This is a genomic window from Rathayibacter sp. AY1F3 (genome assembly GCF_002931975.1).
Classification (GTDB): domain Bacteria; phylum Actinomycetota; class Actinomycetes; order Actinomycetales; family Microbacteriaceae; genus Rathayibacter.
This window is the reverse complement of the sequence record NZ_PSVF01000025.1, coordinates 13,649-30,185: the sequence shown is the minus strand read 5'-3', so window position 1 is coordinate 30,185 and position 16,537 is coordinate 13,649. Positions and strand designations below refer to the sequence as shown.

The following is a 16,537-nucleotide window of genomic DNA, read 5'->3' as shown; positions in this document are numbered from 1 at the left end:
GAGTGTGCCGGCTTCGTACGCGGCGATGTTCACGGTAACACTTTGTTGACGTCAACGTGAAGAGCCTAACCGGATCATTTCCCGACACTCCAGATAAGAGGCGAACCGGTTCGACTGATTCCGCGAGCATCCTGGAGCGACGCGGACGCCGATGTCCGGTCGGATCAGCCGCGGTCGACGTCGCGCGAACGGCTCAGCGCGCGGTCCATCGCCCTCAGCGTCCGGAAGCCGGCCCGCTCGGCCACGGCCGCGCGGGCCGAGGGCGAGAGCGACGGGCTCGCGGCGAGTAGCGACGCGGCGAGGTGCACGCGCCGCTCGCGGAGGGTCGCGGCCACGGTCGTGCCCCGGCGGTGGAAGGCGCGGTCCAGCGTCGCCCGCGAGACGCCGAGCCGCATCGCGAGAACACCGACGGTGAAGTCCGCCTCACCCGCCTCCGCGTCGATGACGGCGATCGCGCGGAGGAGGACGCCCTCGAGTCCGTCCTCGGGACGGGCAGGCGGCAGGCTCTGCTTGATCAGGGCCGACGCGGTCGCCTCGAGCGCCCGGCGCAGCTCGCTGAAGCCGGGATCGCCCGCCGAGAGGTCCGCGTTGAGGGTCGCGTTGACGAGGGAGACGAAGGCGCCGCTGTAGCTGTCGGCGGCGAGCAGCGTGCAGGACGGCCCGCCGGACTGTGCGCTCGTGAGGCCGAGCCTGCCCCAGGAGGTCCTCAGCGCCAGCCAGGCGGAGTCCTCCTCCGCCCGGAACCGAGCGGAGTCGTCGCGTCGGAGGAGGGCGAGCCCGCCGGGCCGCAGACGAGCGGCCTCGAGAGGGCCGTCGACGACGATCTCGCCGGCGACCGGGACGATGAGGTCGACCTCGGCCCGGTCGGGGGCGGGGAGGGGCGGGTCGGTCCGGAGCGTGCCGGGTGTGTGCCAGAGGCGGCTCAGCCGGAAGCCGTCGACGGCGAGCACGTCCCCGGCGAGGTGCAGGGGCGGAGCTCCGTCGCTCGCCCAGCCGAGGCTCCTCAGCCACGCCTCCACGCGGGGACCGCTCAGCTGCAGCGTCTCGACGAGACCGCGCGGGGCGGCCGGCTGCTCGGAAGCGGTCACCGGGCTCCTTCGCAGCGGGGACGGGGTGCGCGGGCGGTGACCACGCTAGGCCGGGGGAGGGGCGCCGAGACGGCGTGGCGCGTTCCACCTCGGACGAGGCGCCCGTCCTCGGCGGGAGGGCGGAGGCGGCCCTCCTCGCCCGCGGTTCGGCAGGACGCGGGCGGAGAGGGCCGCCGGGCGCGGATCAGCGGCAGTCGGTTCTCGCCTTGATCCAGTGGGGGTTCAGCGTGTTGTCTCCCTGGGCGGTGATCCCGGCCGCATCGGGCCCGGTGCTGGCACCGGAGCCGATCTTGGTCCACGTGTTCTGCGCCGGGCTGTAGTACCAGATGTCGCCGTTCGCCTTCACGGAGACGTTCCCATCCGCTCCCTGACCGTAGGTGCGGACGAACCCGGAGTTCTCCGGAACGGTCGCGAGCCGGGTGCCGTACTGCAGGACTCCGTCCTTGATCCAGTGGATCTCGAACGTCCCGCCCGGCCGCTGGGTCAGCCCGGCGGCGCTCGGCTCGGTGCTGGCTCCGGTGCCGATCAGGTCCCAGACGTTCCCCTGCGGGGTGTACCGCCAGATGTCGCCGTTCGACTTCACGGCGATCGTGCCGCGGGTGCCGAGGCCGTAGACGCGGACGAATCCGGAGTTGGTCGGCACGGTGGCCGTCGCGGTGCCGTACTGCAGGACTCCGTTCTTGATCCAGTGGACGTTCAGGGTCCCGGCCACGTTCGCGGAGATGCCGGCCGCGCTCGGCTCGGTGCTGGCGCCGGTGCCCAGAAGGATCCACTCGTTGGCCTGGCGGTTGTACCGCCAGATGTCGCCGTTCGCCTTGATGGAGACGTTCCCGTCCGCGCCCTGACCGTAGGTGCGGACGAATCCGGAGTTGTTCGGAACGGTCGCGAGCGCCTTGCCGTACTGGAGGACTCCGTCCTTGATCCAGTGCGCGTTGTAGGTTCCGTCCGGCTGCTGCGTGAGCCCGGACGTGCTGGGCTCCGTGGAGGCGCCCGTGCCGAGCTTCTGCCAGCCGTCGGACCGCCGGTACTGCCAGATGTCGCCGTTCGCCTTGACGGAGACGTTGCCGTTCACACCCTGCGAGGAGGTGTGGATGAATCCGGAGTTCTCGGGAACAGTGGCGAGGCCCGTGCTGTACTGCAGGTCGCCGGTCTGGCGGACCGGGAACGGGGCGTTCGTCTTCGCCGAGCCGCCGAAGGCGAGGGCCGAGCCTGTCGAGGGGCCGGCGATGACGCTGCCGGCGGGGATGGTGGCGACTCCGTTCGCGTCGGTCACGAAGGTGTCGGTCCCGCTCCCTCCGAAGCGGAAGCCGGGCGGGGTGTTCACCCGCACGGGGACGTTCGCGACGGTGCCGCCGGTGAGGGTCAGCGTGATCGGCGCCGTGTTGGGCATGCACGCGATCATGGTCGGGATGGAGCTGAACACGAGGGTCTGCGTGGCAGAGGCGGCGGCGGCCGGGGTGGCCGTCGCTGCGGCGATCACGGGCAGGGACCAGGTGGCGCCGGCGACGACGGTGCGTCGCCTCAGCGGACCCTGCTCAGCGGGAGAGTTGTCGGAAGTCACAGTGAAGCTCCTCGGTCTGTCTTCTCGCCGACGGCCTGCTCGGAGGACGGTCGTCGTCCGCTCGGTCGCTTCGGCGGGTACGACGGGCGCCGTACCGCTGGGGAGTCTTCCCGCGGGCGGTCGGTCTGCCCAAGCGCTCGGGGGCAGGTGAGGAGGAAGTGGCGCCGCCGTGAGGAGGGAGTGGTGTGCTCCGGCGCCGTTCCGAATCGCGATGGCCCTCCTGACCGGGCGATCCCGTCGGTCGCCCGACGCCGCCGGGGCGCCGCCGGTGCGATGAGAGGGAGCGTCGCCGTCCGCTGTGACCGGTCCGGTGACAAACGGAGTGCGCGGCGGCTGCGAATCACTCCCGTGGTGAGGCGTCAGCGTGCCCGCGAGGAGGGGGCACCCGATGGGGGCGAGATCGGCCGAGATGTACCGGCGGATGGCCGAGCACTGGAACGGCATGGAGGCCCGTTCTTCCGGACTGCGGGTAGAGGGGACGGGCTCGCCCGGCTTCGAGATCACCAGACTGTGGATCCCCGAGGGCTCCGTCCTCGAGCAGAAGCGGCAGCCGCGCTACCCGCCGGGCGCGCATCTGCTGCTGGTCGTCGAGGGCGGTGGACGCATCCGACAGGACGGACGGATGCTCGAGTGCGGCCGCGGTGATCTGGTGGTCCTCGACGCGGAACCGCGGACCGGGGCGCGCTTCCCCCGCTCGACCGTGGTCTACGCCTGGGTGCTCGGCGAGCGGGCGCTGGAGCAGCGCTGGATCGCTGAGCGCCTCGGCGAGGTCCTGCCGGTCGCCGGCTCCTTCCTGGCCCCGGCGCGGGCGCTGATGAACGGTCTCCTCGACGGCGACCCCGCTCTGGCGGAGCAGCCCGCCGTCGCCCGGGCGGGCGAGGCCTTCCTGAAGGAGCTGGTCGAGGGCTCCGCACCGCGCAGGCGTCTCCGCGCCGAGGAGGTCTACGGGGAGGCCATGGCCCTGATCGAGGAGCGCCACCGCGATCCCGCCTTCACCGCCGCCCGGCTCGCCCGCGAGCTCCTGGTGTCGGAGCTGACGCTGGCCCGCGCGTTCTCCTTCCTCGGTCGGACGGCCGACGACGAGCTCGAGCGGCGCCGGGCGGGCACCCTCCTGCTCCTGATCGGCGGGCGGTCCCTGGCGACCGCCGACTTCGCGCGCGCGTCCGAGGAGGCGGGCTTCGCCTCCGAGGGGAGCGCTCGCCGCGCGCTGTGGCGGCTCTCCCAGCGCCGCTGACCGGGACGGTCCCCGTGGCCGTCCTCCCGGTCCGGCGACGGCGTGCGGCCGGATTCCGAGCGCGAGACGCGGAGGCCTGGGAGATCCGTGCGAACGTCCGGCGGTGATCGACAGATGAGGGATTCTGTTCGTTCGACGCGGAGGAGGCGGGAGATGGGGGCCGCAGAGGAGCGGATGCAGGCGTTCGCTCGCGCCTGGTACGAGCGCGGGACCGGCGCTCCCGGTCTGCGGATGGACGCAGCGGATGGACCGGGACTCGCGCTGACGCGGGTGTGGGGGCCGAACGGGATCAGGGTCGCCCCCTCGCCGTCGGTCGACAGGGCGGACAGGCCGGCGGGCGTTCACATCTCCCTGATCGTCGAGGGCGGGGGAGAGGTCGTCCTCGACGAGGGCGTGCTCGAGGCGACTCCGAACAGCGTCCTGCTCCTCGACGCCAGGGTCCCGGCGCGCATCGACTACCGGCGGCCGACCGTCTCGTACACCTGGAGCTTCGACGCCGCCGTGCTCGAGCACCGGTGGGTCCGCGAGCGGATCAACGAGGTCGTGCCGGTGCGCGAGTCGGTCTGGACGCCTGCCCGTGCCCTCGCCACCAGTCTGATCGAGGGGGATCCGGCCGTGCTCGGGGCCGCCGGCGTGAGGCGGGCGAGCGAACTGCTGCTGGAGGGGATCGTCGAGCACTGCGCTCCGCGGGTCCGGACCCGGAGCGCGGACCAGGTCTACGCGGAGGCGATCCCGGTGATCGAGGCGCGCCACCGCGACCCGGCGTTCTCCGCCGCGGTGCTCGCCCGGGAGCTGCTCGTCTGCCCCCGCATGCTCGCGGAGGCTTTCGCGTTCCTCGGCCGCACGCCGGCGGAGGAGATCGAGACGCGCCGGGCGGGCACCCTCCGGCGCCGGATCGGCCTGCGGCGGCGGGGCCCTGCCGACTTCGCCCGCCTCGCCGAGGAATGCGGCTACGCCACCCGCGAGCAGGCCGCGCTGACGCTCAGCCGCTCCGCCTCCTGAGGCCGGCGGAGCGCCCCGGACACGACGGCGCCCCCTCGTCCGCGGAGGGACGAGGGGGCGCCGGGGGAGATCGGGCGGGAGCCCGGTCAGGTCTTGCTGCGGGCCATGACGGCGCGCTGGAGGAGGACGAAGACCAGGAGGATGCCTCCGGTGATGATCGTGGTCGCCTCCGGCGGGATGCCGCCGTCACGGGTGATCAGGACGTTCATCAGGCCGAGCACCAGGGCGCCGACCACCGAGCCGAGCACGAACCCGACGCCGCCGGTGAGCAGCGTGCCGCCGATGACGGTCGCCGCGATGGCGTCGAGCTCCCAGCCGGTGCCGGTGATGTTCTGCGCGCTGCCGAGGCGGGCGGTGTAGACCACACCGGCGAGACCGGCGAGCGTGCCGCTGATGATGTAGATGAACAGCTTGGTCCGCACCACCGGGAGGCCCATCAGGGCCGCCGACTGCTCGGAGCCGCCCATCGCGTAGACCGTGCGGCCCAGGCGGGTGCGGTGCAGCACGAAGAACGCGCCGGCCACGACGAGGATCGCGATGATCACGCCGGGGCTGATGACGAAGTCGTTGACCTTCGGCCCGTCGATCAGCTTGATCGGCGTGGCCAGGCTCAGCACGGCCGAGTCCTCGGGGAGGCGCTCCGGGACGGTGCTCAGCATGGAGGCGAGACCGCGGGCCAGGAACATCATCGCGAGCGTCGCGATGAACGGCTGCACGTTGAAGTACTGGATCAGGACGCCGGAGATCACGCCGAACAGGGCGCCGATCACGACCATCAGGACCATCACGAGCCAGGGGTTCCAGCCGGCGTTGATCAGGAGCACGCCGCTCACGCTGCTGAACGCGATCACCGCGCCGACCGAGAGGTCGATGCCGCCGGTGAGGATCACGAAGGTGAGGCCCACGGCGAGGATGATCAGGTGCGCGTTGTTGACCAGCAGGTTCGAGATCGTGCTCGCCTGCAGGATCCGGCCGTAGGCGGCCTCGCCGTAGACGATCATCCCGAAGAAGATGATCAGCGCGGCCAGGGTGGGCAGCTTGTCCAGGTGCTGGCTCAGCCAGCCGCGCGCCCCGGAGGTGCGCTTGGTGCTCGCCGGAGGGGCGGAGCGGGTCATCACGGCACTCATGCGGGGATCGCCTCTTTCTGCGGGACGCTGCGGCGCGCCTCGCGACGGGACTTGAAGGCGGAGCGGACGCGCTCGGACTGCAGGAGGCAGAGCGCGACGATGACGATCGCCTTGAAGGCGGGCGTCGCGGAGGACGAGACTCCGAGGAACACGACGGTCTTGTCGAGGGTGGCGATCAGGATCGCGCCCACGGCGGCACCGGTGATGTTGAACTTGCCGCCGGCGAGCGAGGTGCCGCCGATGACGACCGCGAGGATCGCGTCGAGCTCGAGCTGGTAGCCGGTGCGCGAGACGTCGACCGTCATCACGCTCGCCGTGGCGAACACGCCCGCGACTCCGGCGAGGATGCCGCTGCCGATGTAGGCGGTCATCAGCAGGCCCCGGCGGTTGATGCCCGCGAGGCGGGCCGCCTTCGGGTCCATGCCGATGGCCTCGATCATCAGGCCGAGCGCGCTGCGGCGCACCAGGACTCCGACGACCACGACGATCGCGATGGCGAGGAGGAACACGACCGGGAGCCCGAAGACGTACCCGTTCGCGAGCCAGCGGAAGGGCTCGTTGGTGGCGGCGGTGTTCTGGCCGCCGGTGATGACCTTCGCCAGGCCGCGGCCCGCGAGCATCACGACGAGCGTGCTGATGAAGGGCTGGAGGCCCACCACCGAGACCAGGACGCCGTTCACGGCTCCGAGCACGGCGGCCACCAGGAGGGCGACCGCGAAGGCTCCCGCTGCGGCGCCGAGCGAGTCCGGCGCTCCCGCGGAGTTGAGGAACTCCATCGAGACGGCGCCGGCGACGACCATGATCGAGCCGACCGAGAGGTCGATGCCCCCGGTCGCGACGACCAGGCACATGCCGACGGCGATCATCAGGATCGGAGCGGCGGCACGGGCGATGTCGATGACGTTGCCGACGAGGTAGCCGGTGGTGGGGCTGACCGAGACGGCCAGGTAGCCCGGGTCCTTGACGACGTTGACGAGGAGGAGCAGGGCGATCGCCACGACTCCCCAGAAGTACTGGCGGCGGATGATCCCGCCGAGGACGGATCCCCGGGCGGGTCGGGTGTCGCTGCTCATGATGCGGCCTCCTGCGTGGCGCTCTCGAGGACGACGACGTCCTCGTCGACGACTCCCTCTGCGGCGATGGTAGTGACGATCGACTCCGCAGTGACAGCGGGACCGTTGAGGATCTCCGCGATCACGCGGTGGTCCTTCAGGACGATGATGCGGTCGCTGAGGCGGACGACCTCGTCGAGCTCGGACGAGATGAAGACCACGGCGACGCCCTCGCCGGCGAGGGCGACGACCTTCTCCTGGATCTCGGCCTTCGCTCCGACGTCGATGCCGCGGGTCGGCTCGTCGAGGATGAGGATCTCGGGGGCGGTGGCGAGCCAGCGGCCGAGGAGGACCTTCTGCTGGTTGCCGCCGGAGAGCTTGCTGATCGGGCGGTCGGGGTCGGCCGGGCGCACGTTGAGCTCGACGAGGTACTTGCCGACGATCTCGTCCTTCTCCTTCTTGGAGAGGGGGCGGGCCCAGCCGCGCTTGGCCTGCACGCCGAGGATGAGGTTCTCGCGGACCGAGAGGTCGCGGATGATGCCCTCGTCGCGGCGGTTCTCGCTCGAGAACGCGATCTTGTGGGCGAGGCCGGCGGTCGGCGTCGGGACGTCGATCTTCTTGCCGTGCATCGTGATCTCGCCGGTGTCGGGCTTGTCGACGCCGTAGATCAGGCGCGCGAGCTCGGTGCGGCCGGAGCCGAGGAGCCCGGCGAAGCCGACGACCTCGCCGCGGTGCAGCGTCAGGTCGGTGCTCTCGATGGAGCCCTTCTTGCCGATGCCCTTCGCGGTGTAGAGCGGGGCGTCGCGGTAGAGGTGGTCCTGGCTCTCGCGCTCGGAGTCGAGCGAGCGCAGCGCCGCGATGTCCTTGCCGATCATCTTCGAGATCAGCGAGGTGCGGTCGAGCTCGTGGGTCAGGTACTCGCCGACGAAGGTGCCGTTGCGCAGCACCGTCAGGCGGTCGCTGATCGCGTAGACCTGGTCGAGGAAGTGCGAGACGAAGAGGATCGCGACGCCCTCCGCGCGGAGGCGGCGGATGACGACGAAGAGGTTCTCGACCTCGTTCGCGTCCAGGCTCGAGGTCGGCTCGTCGAGGATGAGCACCTTGGAGTCGCTCACCGTCGAGCGGCTGATCGCGACCAGCTGCTGCATCGCGATCGAGAGCGAGGCGAGCGACTGGCGCGTGTTGAGGTGGCCGAGGCCGAGCTTCTCGAGCGCGACCTTCGCGGCCTGGTGGGTGGCCTTCCAGTTGATGCCGAAGGGTCCGCGGACCTCGTAGCCGAGCATCACGTTCTCTCCGATGGAGAGGTTCGTGACCAGGTTGACCTCCTGGTACACGGTGGAGATGCCCGCGGCCTGCGAGTCGGCGGTGCCGGTCAGGCGACGGGTCTCCCCGTCGATCACGATGTCTCCGCTGTCGATGCGGTAGACGCCGGTGAGGGCCTTGATGAGCGTGGACTTGCCGGCGCCGTTCTCACCCATGAGGGTGTGGACCTCGCCCGGGAACAGGCGGAAGTCGACGCCGTCGAGGGCTTTCACGCCGGGGAAGCTGATCGAGATGTTCTTCATCTCGACGATCGGAGGCGAACCTGTCATGTCGCGTCGTTCCGTTCTCGAGCGGGGCGCAGCCGAACAGGTGCGCCGAAGGGTCGGAGCGACCGGGGCCGGCGGGAGGGCCGGCCCCGGTCGCTCCGGGGGAGTGGTGCCGCGTCGAGGACGACGCCGGGCGACCGGTGGTGCTGAGCGACTAGAACTTGCGGTCGGGCAGCGCGGTGGCGGCGGCCTCGGGCGAGTCGAAGGTCTCGCTCGGGACGACGATCGAGGACTCGACCGTCTCGCCGGCCAGGGTCTTCTCGACCGCGTCGAGGGCGGTCTCGCCGAACAGCGGGTTGTACTCGGCGACGAAGCTCAGCTCGCCGTCGGCCAGCGCCTGCAGGGCGTTCTTGGTGCCGTCGATCGTGGCGATCTTGACATCGGTGCCGGGGGTGAGGCCGGCCTCCTGGACGGCCTGGACGGCGCCGAGGCCCATCTCGTCGTTCTGGGCGAAGACCAGCTGGACGTCGTTGTTGTTCGACTTCAGGACGGTCTCGAAGACGCTCTTGGCCTCCTCGGTGGACCAGTTAGCGGTCTGCGCGCCGATCTTGGTGAACTTCGAGTCGGCTCCGATGACCTCGTCCCAGCCCTCGTTGCGCTCGTTGACGACCGAGACGCCCGCGGGGCCCTCGAGCGTGAAGTACTTCGCGCCGCTCGGGAAGGTGGTCTTGGCCCAGTCGGCGACCGAGGTGCTGACCGCGATGTTGTCGGGCGCGATGCGGGTCACGTAGAGGTCGGTGTTGTCCGGCTCGATGCCGCGGTCGATCAGGATGACCGGGATCTCGGCCTCCTGGGCGCGCTCGAGCGAGTCCTCCCAGCCGGAGCCCTCCGTGGCGGAGAGCAGGATGATGTCGACGCCCTCGTCCACGAAGGAGGTGAAGGAGTCGATCTGCGACTTCTGGTCTCCGTTGGTGGCGGGTGCGTACTTCAGGTCGAAGCCGGCGTCCTTGGTGAACGTGTCCTCGATGTTGGTCTCGTTCGCCTGGCGCCACGCGCCCTCGGGGCCGACGGCCACGAATCCGACGGTGGTGAGGTCACCGCTCGAGCCGGAGCCCGAATCGGAGCCGGAACCGCCCGAGCAGCCCGCGAGTCCGAACGCGAGTGCGCCGACTGCTGCGAAACCCAGGAACTGGCCGATACGCCTCGTCTTGGACATAGATCTCCTCCTTGAGATCGCGGGCACGAAGAGCGCGCCCGAGATGGTGGACCCCGAAGGGCCTCGAATGCGGGCCTAGCGGCCCGAGGTGCGGTGAGTGCAGGATGTGCAGTGGGCGCCGGCCGAAGCAGCGCCGCGTCGAAATGTTACCGTGAACAATTCTTGTGACGCAACAGCACGGCGGTGCGCTTCGGTAACGATCCGGTCGCGGGGCCCCGCAGGGCCCGATGGCGACCCTCTGCCCGGTGGTCGGGCCCGGGAGTAGCTTCCCTGGCCATGATGCTCCCTCGATCGCGCTCCGTCCCCGCGACGGCCGCGACGGCGGCCCTCGTGCTCGCGCTCTGCGGATGCTCCGCGGACGGCACGGCGGCCCGCCACGCGGCCGACGCCTTCCTCTCCGCGCTCGCCGACGCCGACGGCGCCGCGGCGTGCGCGCTGCTCACCGATTCCGCCCGCGAGGCCGTGGAGGACCGGGAGGGCGACTGCCCCGACGGCGTGCTGGAGCTCGGGATCACGGAAGACGGAGCAGGAGACGCCGAGGTCTACGGCCGGGCGGCGATCGTGCGCTCCGGCGGCACCGCGGTGTTCCTCACTCCGGGCGACGACGGCTGGCTGGTGCGCGCGGCCGGCTGCGCGCCGGTGGCGGACGCGCCCTTCGACTGCGTCCTGGACGGGAGCTGACGTGCGCACCGCTTCCGCCCTGTACTACGCCGTGATCGTGCTCGGCCTGATCGGGTTCTTCGCCGTCGGGATCCTCGGGAGGTGAGCCGGATGCGCCGCTTCCTGCGCGAGAACGGACTCTCGCTGTTCTTCCTCGCGATCTTCCTGCTCGCTCTCGCCGAGCAGTCGTTCGCCGGGCTCGCCGCCTACAACGACACCCAGGTCGCGGAGGGGCTGCGGGAGGTCGGCTACTGGCGCTTCGTCACCTCCTCCGACTTCGCGATCGACGTCGCCGAGAACTGGCAGTCGGAGTACCTCCAGTTCTTCCTCTACATCGGCGCGACCGTCTGGCTCGTGCAGCGCGGGTCGCCCGAGTCGAAGCGGGTGGGCGAGGAGGGGCTCGAGACCGACGAGCAGCAGAAGGCGGGCGCGTCCGCGGAGGACGGCTCGCCCCCCTCGGCCTCCGCCGGCGGCCTGCGGCAGGCGCTGTTCTCGCACTCGCTGCTGCTGGTGATGGGGGCGGTGTTCCTGCTGTCCTGGGCGGCGCAGTCGGTGACGGGCGTCGTGGCCTACAACGAGGAGCAGCTGACGAGCCTGGAGGCGCCTGTCGACTGGCTCGGCTACGTCTCCTCCGCCGACTTCTGGAACCGGACGCTCCAGAACTGGCAGTCGGAGTTCCTCGCGGTGGGCAGCATGGCGGCGCTCGCCGTGTTCCTGCGCGAGCGCGGGTCGAGCGAGTCGAAGAAGGTGGGCGATCCGCACGGGCGGACGGGGATCTGAGCGCGGGGGCGCCTCCGGGTGGGAGGGGTGCGGAGCGGTCGCGATGCGAGCGGTCGGTCCGCGGCCGAGCGGTCAGGGGGCGTCGGATCGGACGCGGATCTCGTCGCCCTCGAGGGCGAACCGCAGGGACGTGCCGATCGGGAACCGCTCGCGCAGGGCCTCCGGCGCCGCCGACGTCACGGTGAACTGCGCGACCGCGGGGAACGCTCCGGCCGTGCAGCCCTGGAAGAACAGGCCGTCCTGCGGCTCGGCGGTCCGCACGATGGAGAGGCACGAGCCGGCGCTCGAGGAGCGGCGCTGCCGGACGACGGTGAGCCCCGTGTCGGCGGGCAGGCTCTGCCGCACGACGGTGAGCCCGCCGAAGTCCTCGGTGGTGACCGACCCGTCGAACCCCAGTCCCTCCCAGCCGGGGAGGTCGGTGCCGTTCGACAGCGGCAGCACGGCGACCTCGCGGCCGGGCTGCCCGTCCCCGGCGGTGGCGAGGAGGGTGGCCCCCGCGGCGACGGCGGCCGTCGCGGCCAGCGCGGCGAGGAGGAGGAGGCCGCGCCGACGGGAGCGGCGGGGCGGGACGTGGCCGAGGGGGTCGGACTCCCCGTCGGCGGAGGCGTCCACGGGAGGTGCCGCGTCCTCCGGCGCCGCGTCCCCGGGGGCCGCCGCGTCCGGCTGCGCGGTGCCGGGGGCGGGACGGGTGCGGGCCTCGAGCGCGGAGAGCCGGGCGAGGGCGCCGGGGTCACGCTCGATGTCGGAGCCGCGACCGTAGGCGCGCCGCTGCAGCTCCGCGAGCTCGTCCGGTCGCTGATCGTCCACCCCCGGATCCTCGCAGGCCCGGCGCCCGAGCGGGACCCGCCGGCGCGCCGAGGTCCTGGCGGTCGAGCAGCCCCGGACGGCTCATCGAGACCCGGTGGACGGTGCGGCCGCCCGGCCGGCGGGGGAGGTCAGTCGTCGTCGTCGAGGTCGTCGTCGCGGTCGGCGGCGATCATCTCGACGATCGTGTCGACGGTGAGCCAGGGGCCGTTGCTGACCTCGCCGATCTTCTCGCGGTCCTTGAACACGACGATGCGGTCGCTGAGGCGCACCACCTCCTCCAGCTCGGACGAGATGTAGACGACGGTCACCCCCTCCTTCGCGAGCTGCGCGATGTGCGCCTGGATCTCGACCTTCGACGCCACGTCGATCCCGCGCGCCGGCTCGTCGAGCACGAGCAGCCGCGGACGGGTCGCGAGCCACCGCGCGAGGACCACCTTCTGCTGGTTGCCTCCGGAGAGGTACTTCACCGGGATGTCCGGGTCGGCCGGCGAGATGTTCAGCGCCTCGACGTAAGTGCGCACCAGGGTGTCGGTCTCGGCGGCCGAGAGCGGGTGCGCCCAGCCGCGCAGAGCCTGCAGGCCCAGCACGAGGTTCTCGCGGAGGGAGAGGTCGCCGATGATCCCGTCCTCGCGGCGGTTCTCGCTCGAGTGGGCGATGCGGTGGCGCAGGCCCGACACCGGGTCGGAGATGTGGGCGGGCTCGCCGTCGATCAGCACCTCGCCGGTGTCCGGCTTCTCGACTCCGCTCACGAGCGACGCCAGCTCGGTGCGCCCCGAGCCGCGCAGGCCCGCGAAGCCCACGATCTCGCCGCGGTGCAGCTCCAGATCGGTCGGGCCCACGGCGCCGCGGCGGCCGATCCCGTGCGCGCGGTAGATGGCCGGGCCGACGGGCTGGCGGCGGTGCTCGCGGCGGTCGGAGCCGATCTGCCGCAGCGCGTCGATGTCCTTGCCGATCATCTTCGCGATCAGCTCGGCGCGGTCCATGGTGTGCGCCGGGTACTCGCCGACGGTGCCGCCGTCGCGGAGCACGGTCAGCCGGTCGCTGAGGGTGAGGACCTGCTCGAGGAAGTGCGAGACGAACAGGATCGCCACGCCCTGGTCGCGCAGCCTCCGCAGCACGGTGAAGAGGCGGGCCACGTCGCTGAGGTCGAGGCTGGAGGTGGGCTCGTCGAGCACCAGCACGCGCGGACGGTCGACCATCGCGCGGCTGATCGCGACCAGCTGGCGGATCGCCGGCGAGAGCGAGCGCAGCGGCAGGTGCGGGTCGAGGTCCTCCAGGCCCAGCTCGGCGAGCATCTCGGCCGCGCGGTGGTGGGTGCGCGACCAGGAGATGCCGAAGCGGCCGCGGACCTCGTGTCCGAGCATCACGTTCTCGCCGATGCTGAGGTTGTCGGTGAGGCGCTCGTCCTGGAACACGGCCGTGATGCCCGCGGCCTTCGCCTCCGCCGGGCCGCTGAAGCGCCGGGCGACGCCGTCGACGAGGATCTCGCCCGCGTCGGGCTGGTGGATGCCGGTGAGCGTCTTGATCAGCGTGGACTTGCCCGCGCCGTTCTCGCCCATCAGTCCGTGGATCTCGCCCGGCACCAGCCGCAGGTTCCCGTCCTTCAGAGCGGGTCCGGAGGCGAAGGAGACGCGGATGCCGGTCATCTCGACGACGGGTGCCGCGGAGCTCCGGGTCGTCCTCGATGAGATCGCCACGTGCCGTCCTCGGTTCGTGTGCGGCGCGCCGTCAGGGTCCGGCGTGCCAGGGGCTGCCGCCGATGATACGCGAGCGCATGCGGCGGGACGGGAACAGGAGGGTCACGATCGGGGAGCGGCCGTGGAGGAGCGGATCACCAGCTCCGTGGGGATCCGGGTGCGCTGCGGGATCTCCTGGCCGCGGATCCTCGCGTGGATCACCTCGGCGACCGTCGTCCCCAGCTTGTCGAAGTCCTGGCGGACCGTCGTCAGCGGCGGGAGGAAGTGGCGGGCGGTGGGCAGGTCGTCGAAGCCGACGATGCTCACGTCCTCGGGCACGCGGATCCCGCGCTCGACGAGGCCGTGGATCACTCCGAGCGCCATCTCGTCGTTCGCGACGACCATCGCGGTGAAGTCGGGCACCGACTGCAGGCTCGCGGCGAAGTCGTACCCGGAGTCCGGGGTCCAGTCGCCGATGACGATGGGGCGCTCGTGCATCCCCCACGACTTCGCGCGGCTGTGGAAGGCGCGCTCGCGGGCGCGCGCGTCGAGCCAGTCGAGGGGGCCGGAGAGGTGCAGCACGTCGCGGTGGCCGAGGTTGCCCAGGTGGTCGACGGCCTGGAACATGCCGGCCTGCTGGTCGACCGAGACGGTGAGGAAGCTCGGATCCTTGTCGCTCTTCACCACGAGCGTCGGCACGCCGATCTCGACGGTGCGGAGGGTCGCCACGGAGGAGGAGCGCGGCGCGATCACGCAGAGCGCGTCGATCCCGAGGCCCATCAGGTGGTCGATCGCGTCGGTGGGGGTCATCTCGAGGTCCGGCCGCAGCGCGACGGAGGTGATCGAGTACCCCTTCTCGCGGGCGGCGCGCTCGATCGCGCGGAGGGTGCTCGACGGCCCGTACTCGGCGCCGCTCTCGATCATCACGCCGATGCGGTCGGTGCGCTGCGTGACGAGGGAGCGGGCGGCGATGTTCGGCCGGTAGTTGAGCTCGTCGACCGCCTCGAGGACCTTCTGGCGGGTCGACTCCTTGATGTTGGGGTGCCCGCTGAGCACGCGCGACACGGTCATGTGCGAGACGCCCGCGACCGCCGCGACATGGCGGAGGTTCGGCCGATCGGCCATGAGAGGACCTCCTCCGCTCCCCGGGCGGGTGAGCCGCGCCACCCCGGCGCGGACGAGGCTCAGAGGGCTCGGCTGCCGGGGGTGGCACCAGCATAGTCAGGCGGGGCCGACCTCCCGGTGGGCGCCTCCTGAGCGGGCGGGCATCGTCCGTTCCGCTGCGGGATCCGCCGTGGCGCGGGGCGGGCGAGTACTCTCGGGAGTACTCATGGCACGCGACAACGAACCGACCGTCACCCTCACCGATCCGCTCGAGGAGCGCCTGCGCGCGCAGGTCGCCCGCGAGGGGGAGCGCAACGTCGCTCTGCGATCCGCGGCCCTGCTCACCGGCGGGTACGAGGGCGAGTCCTTCCTCCTCACCGTGGGCGGCGAGCACGCCGACGGGATCCTCAAGGGAGCGCCCTCGCTCTACTGGCCCGAGCTCTGGGGTGCCCGCGCGCTCCTCTACGTCTGGGACGACGACGCCGCCGACGCGGTGACCGCCGGACTCGCGAACCCCTCCTGGCGCGTCCGCGAGATGTGCGCCCGCGTCTGCGCCGAGCGCGTGCTGGGCGGGCAGAAGAAGCTGTCCCGCCTGACCACCGACGAGCACCCCCGGGTCCGCGCGGCCGGAGCGCGCGCTCTCGTGGCGGCCGCTCTGGCGGGGATCTCCTCCGGTCGCGACGCGAAGGGCGAGTTCGCGGCGAGCGTCGAGGCCGTCCTGACGGGCATGCTCCGCGACCCGGACCGCGACGTCCGCCGCGCCGCGCAGCAGTCGGCCGACGCGCTGCGGGACGCCCGCTCGGCCTGAGCGGACCGTCCGCCGGCGGTCGAGGCGTCGCGAAGGGCCGCCTCCCGGCTCCGATGACGACCGTTCATGACGCCTCGGAGCCCCGGGGGCTCAGCCGACCAGGTGCGTCGCGCGCTCGAAGGCGCGCTTCAGCTCGTCGCGCTTGCGCGGCTGGCTCATCGCCCGCTGGCCGGGGCTCCACGAGTCGATGACCGTCGGGCCGTCGACCAGGTACGGCTCGATGTTCTTCTTCCAGCCGCTGGTCGGCGCGGTCCCGGCGTTGACGACGACCCGCAGGTCGGGGAGCAGCGGCAGGAGCCGGCGCAGCTCCATCGCGCCCTGCCGCACCTCGTCCGCGTCGGGGGCGCCGTCGAGCTGCCACGGCACGATGTTCCAGACCAGGGTGCGGGCGTGCAGTCCGACCTCGTCGCGGAGGGTCCAGGTCGAGGCGGCGGTCGCGTCGTCGTTGTCGACCGAGACGAAGCCGGAGCCGTCGGGGCCGGTCGACATCGGTCCCGGGGCCTCCAGCACGATGAGCGCACGCGCCTCGACGCCGGCCTCGGCCGGGTCGAAGTCGGGCACCACGGCACCGGGATGCCTGCGCGTGCGCCGGGCGAGGAGCTCCTCGCGGAACGCCCGGAGGGGCTGCACCGAGGGCTCGTCCTCGAGCAGGGCCCGGCGCTCGTCGAGGGCGGAGCGGTCGCGGAAGCCGTACGGCTCGGTCAGGAACACCCTCCGAGGCTAGTCGCGATCCGCCCAGCCGCGGCGGGCGGGCCTGCGGGCGCCCTCCTGGGTGACCCCGGCAGGGCCTGGCTCGCGCCGCCCCCGGCTCCTACGGTCTGACTGCAGTCGAGAATCTGGACCGGAGGGGGTCACCGTGTCGGACGAGCCGTCAGTGAGCATCGGGGTTCCGT

General features: G+C 71.9%; 15 protein-coding genes. 5 read left to right on the top strand and 10 right to left on the bottom strand.

The annotated features are described in order from the left end of the window. Positions 1-164 precede the first annotated feature (164 nt). Entirely contained in the window at positions 165-1,088 is a 924-nt protein-coding gene (locus tag C5C39_RS13695; protein ID WP_104353630.1) for a helix-turn-helix domain-containing protein, read from the bottom strand. A 184-nt stretch (positions 1,089-1,272) separates the two neighbouring features. After that, positions 1,273-2,649, bottom strand: coding sequence for a hypothetical protein (locus tag C5C39_RS13690; protein WP_104353629.1), 1,377 nt, complete (start codon positions 2,647-2,649; stop codon positions 1,273-1,275). Positions 2,650-3,037: 388 nt separating this feature from the next. Between C5C39_RS13690 and C5C39_RS13685 the strand changes: the two genes are divergently transcribed. Both C5C39_RS13685 and C5C39_RS13680 read left to right on the top strand, forming a co-directional pair. Continuing rightward, positions 3,038-3,883 (top strand): hypothetical protein, encoded by an 846-nt coding sequence (locus C5C39_RS13685; RefSeq protein ID WP_104353628.1) that lies wholly within the window; start codon positions 3,038-3,040, stop codon positions 3,881-3,883. Between the two features lie 153 nt (positions 3,884-4,036). Then, positions 4,037-4,885 carry a hypothetical protein gene (locus tag C5C39_RS13680; protein WP_104353627.1) on the top strand — a complete coding sequence of 283 codons (849 nt, stop codon included), beginning with the start codon at positions 4,037-4,039 and terminating at the stop codon, positions 4,883-4,885. An 86-nt stretch (positions 4,886-4,971) separates the two neighbouring features. Here C5C39_RS13680 and C5C39_RS13675 read toward each other — a convergent pair whose 3' ends face one another. The 4 genes from C5C39_RS13675 to C5C39_RS13660 form a co-directional block, all read right to left on the bottom strand. Further along, positions 4,972-6,012, bottom strand: coding sequence for a sugar ABC transporter permease (locus C5C39_RS13675; RefSeq protein ID WP_104222391.1), 1,041 nt, complete (start codon positions 6,010-6,012; stop codon positions 4,972-4,974). Then, positions 6,009-7,085 carry an ABC transporter permease gene (locus tag C5C39_RS13670; protein WP_104238658.1) on the bottom strand — a complete coding sequence of 359 codons (1,077 nt, stop codon included), beginning with the start codon at positions 7,083-7,085 and terminating at the stop codon, positions 6,009-6,011. Before C5C39_RS13670 ends, C5C39_RS13675 begins: the two co-directional genes overlap by 4 nt. Next, positions 7,082-8,656 (bottom strand): sugar ABC transporter ATP-binding protein, encoded by a 1,575-nt coding sequence (locus C5C39_RS13665; protein WP_104222393.1) that lies wholly within the window; start codon positions 8,654-8,656, stop codon positions 7,082-7,084. The genes C5C39_RS13670 and C5C39_RS13665 overlap by 4 nt, the downstream gene beginning before the upstream one ends. A 151-nt stretch (positions 8,657-8,807) precedes the next feature. Continuing rightward, on the bottom strand, positions 8,808-9,809 hold the full coding sequence (locus tag C5C39_RS13660) for an ABC transporter substrate-binding protein (protein WP_104238659.1): 1,002 nt from the start codon (positions 9,807-9,809) through the stop codon (positions 8,808-8,810). A 276-nt stretch (positions 9,810-10,085) separates the two neighbouring features. Here C5C39_RS13660 and C5C39_RS13655 point away from each other — a divergent pair, with 276 nt between their 5' ends. Together C5C39_RS13655 and C5C39_RS13650 are read left to right on the top strand one after the other, a co-directional pair. After that, a complete protein-coding gene (locus C5C39_RS13655; protein WP_104353626.1) occupies positions 10,086-10,490 on the top strand; it encodes a hypothetical protein in 405 nt (134 codons plus the stop codon). 90 nt (positions 10,491-10,580) lie between these two features. After that, on the top strand, positions 10,581-11,249 hold the full coding sequence (locus C5C39_RS13650) for a DUF6766 family protein (RefSeq protein WP_104353625.1): 669 nt from the start codon (positions 10,581-10,583) through the stop codon (positions 11,247-11,249). Positions 11,250-11,321: 72 nt separating this feature from the next. Here the strand turns inward: C5C39_RS13650 and C5C39_RS13645 are convergent, their stop codons facing one another. The 3 genes from C5C39_RS13645 to C5C39_RS13635 all read right to left on the bottom strand — a co-directional run bounded on the left by C5C39_RS13645 (position 11,322) and on the right by C5C39_RS13635 (position 14,857). After that, entirely contained in the window at positions 11,322-12,056 is a 735-nt protein-coding gene (locus C5C39_RS13645) for a hypothetical protein (protein WP_104353624.1), read from the bottom strand. A 128-nt stretch (positions 12,057-12,184) separates the two neighbouring features. Further along, positions 12,185-13,702, bottom strand: a complete 1,518-nt coding sequence (locus tag C5C39_RS13640; RefSeq protein WP_104234360.1) for a sugar ABC transporter ATP-binding protein — start codon at positions 13,700-13,702, stop codon at positions 12,185-12,187. Positions 13,703-13,855: 153 nt separating this feature from the next. After that, positions 13,856-14,857, bottom strand: coding sequence for a LacI family DNA-binding transcriptional regulator (locus C5C39_RS13635; RefSeq protein ID WP_104238662.1), 1,002 nt, complete (start codon positions 14,855-14,857; stop codon positions 13,856-13,858). A 205-nt stretch (positions 14,858-15,062) separates the two neighbouring features. Here C5C39_RS13635 and C5C39_RS13630 point away from each other — a divergent pair, with 205 nt between their 5' ends. After that, on the top strand, positions 15,063-15,644 hold the full coding sequence (locus C5C39_RS13630) for a HEAT repeat domain-containing protein (protein ID WP_244230570.1): 582 nt from the start codon (positions 15,063-15,065) through the stop codon (positions 15,642-15,644). A gap of 90 nt (positions 15,645-15,734) precedes the next feature. Here the strand turns inward: C5C39_RS13630 and C5C39_RS13625 are convergent, their stop codons facing one another. Beyond that, entirely contained in the window at positions 15,735-16,355 is a 621-nt protein-coding gene (locus C5C39_RS13625; RefSeq protein ID WP_104255600.1) for a hypothetical protein, read from the bottom strand. Positions 16,356-16,537 lie beyond the last annotated feature (182 nt).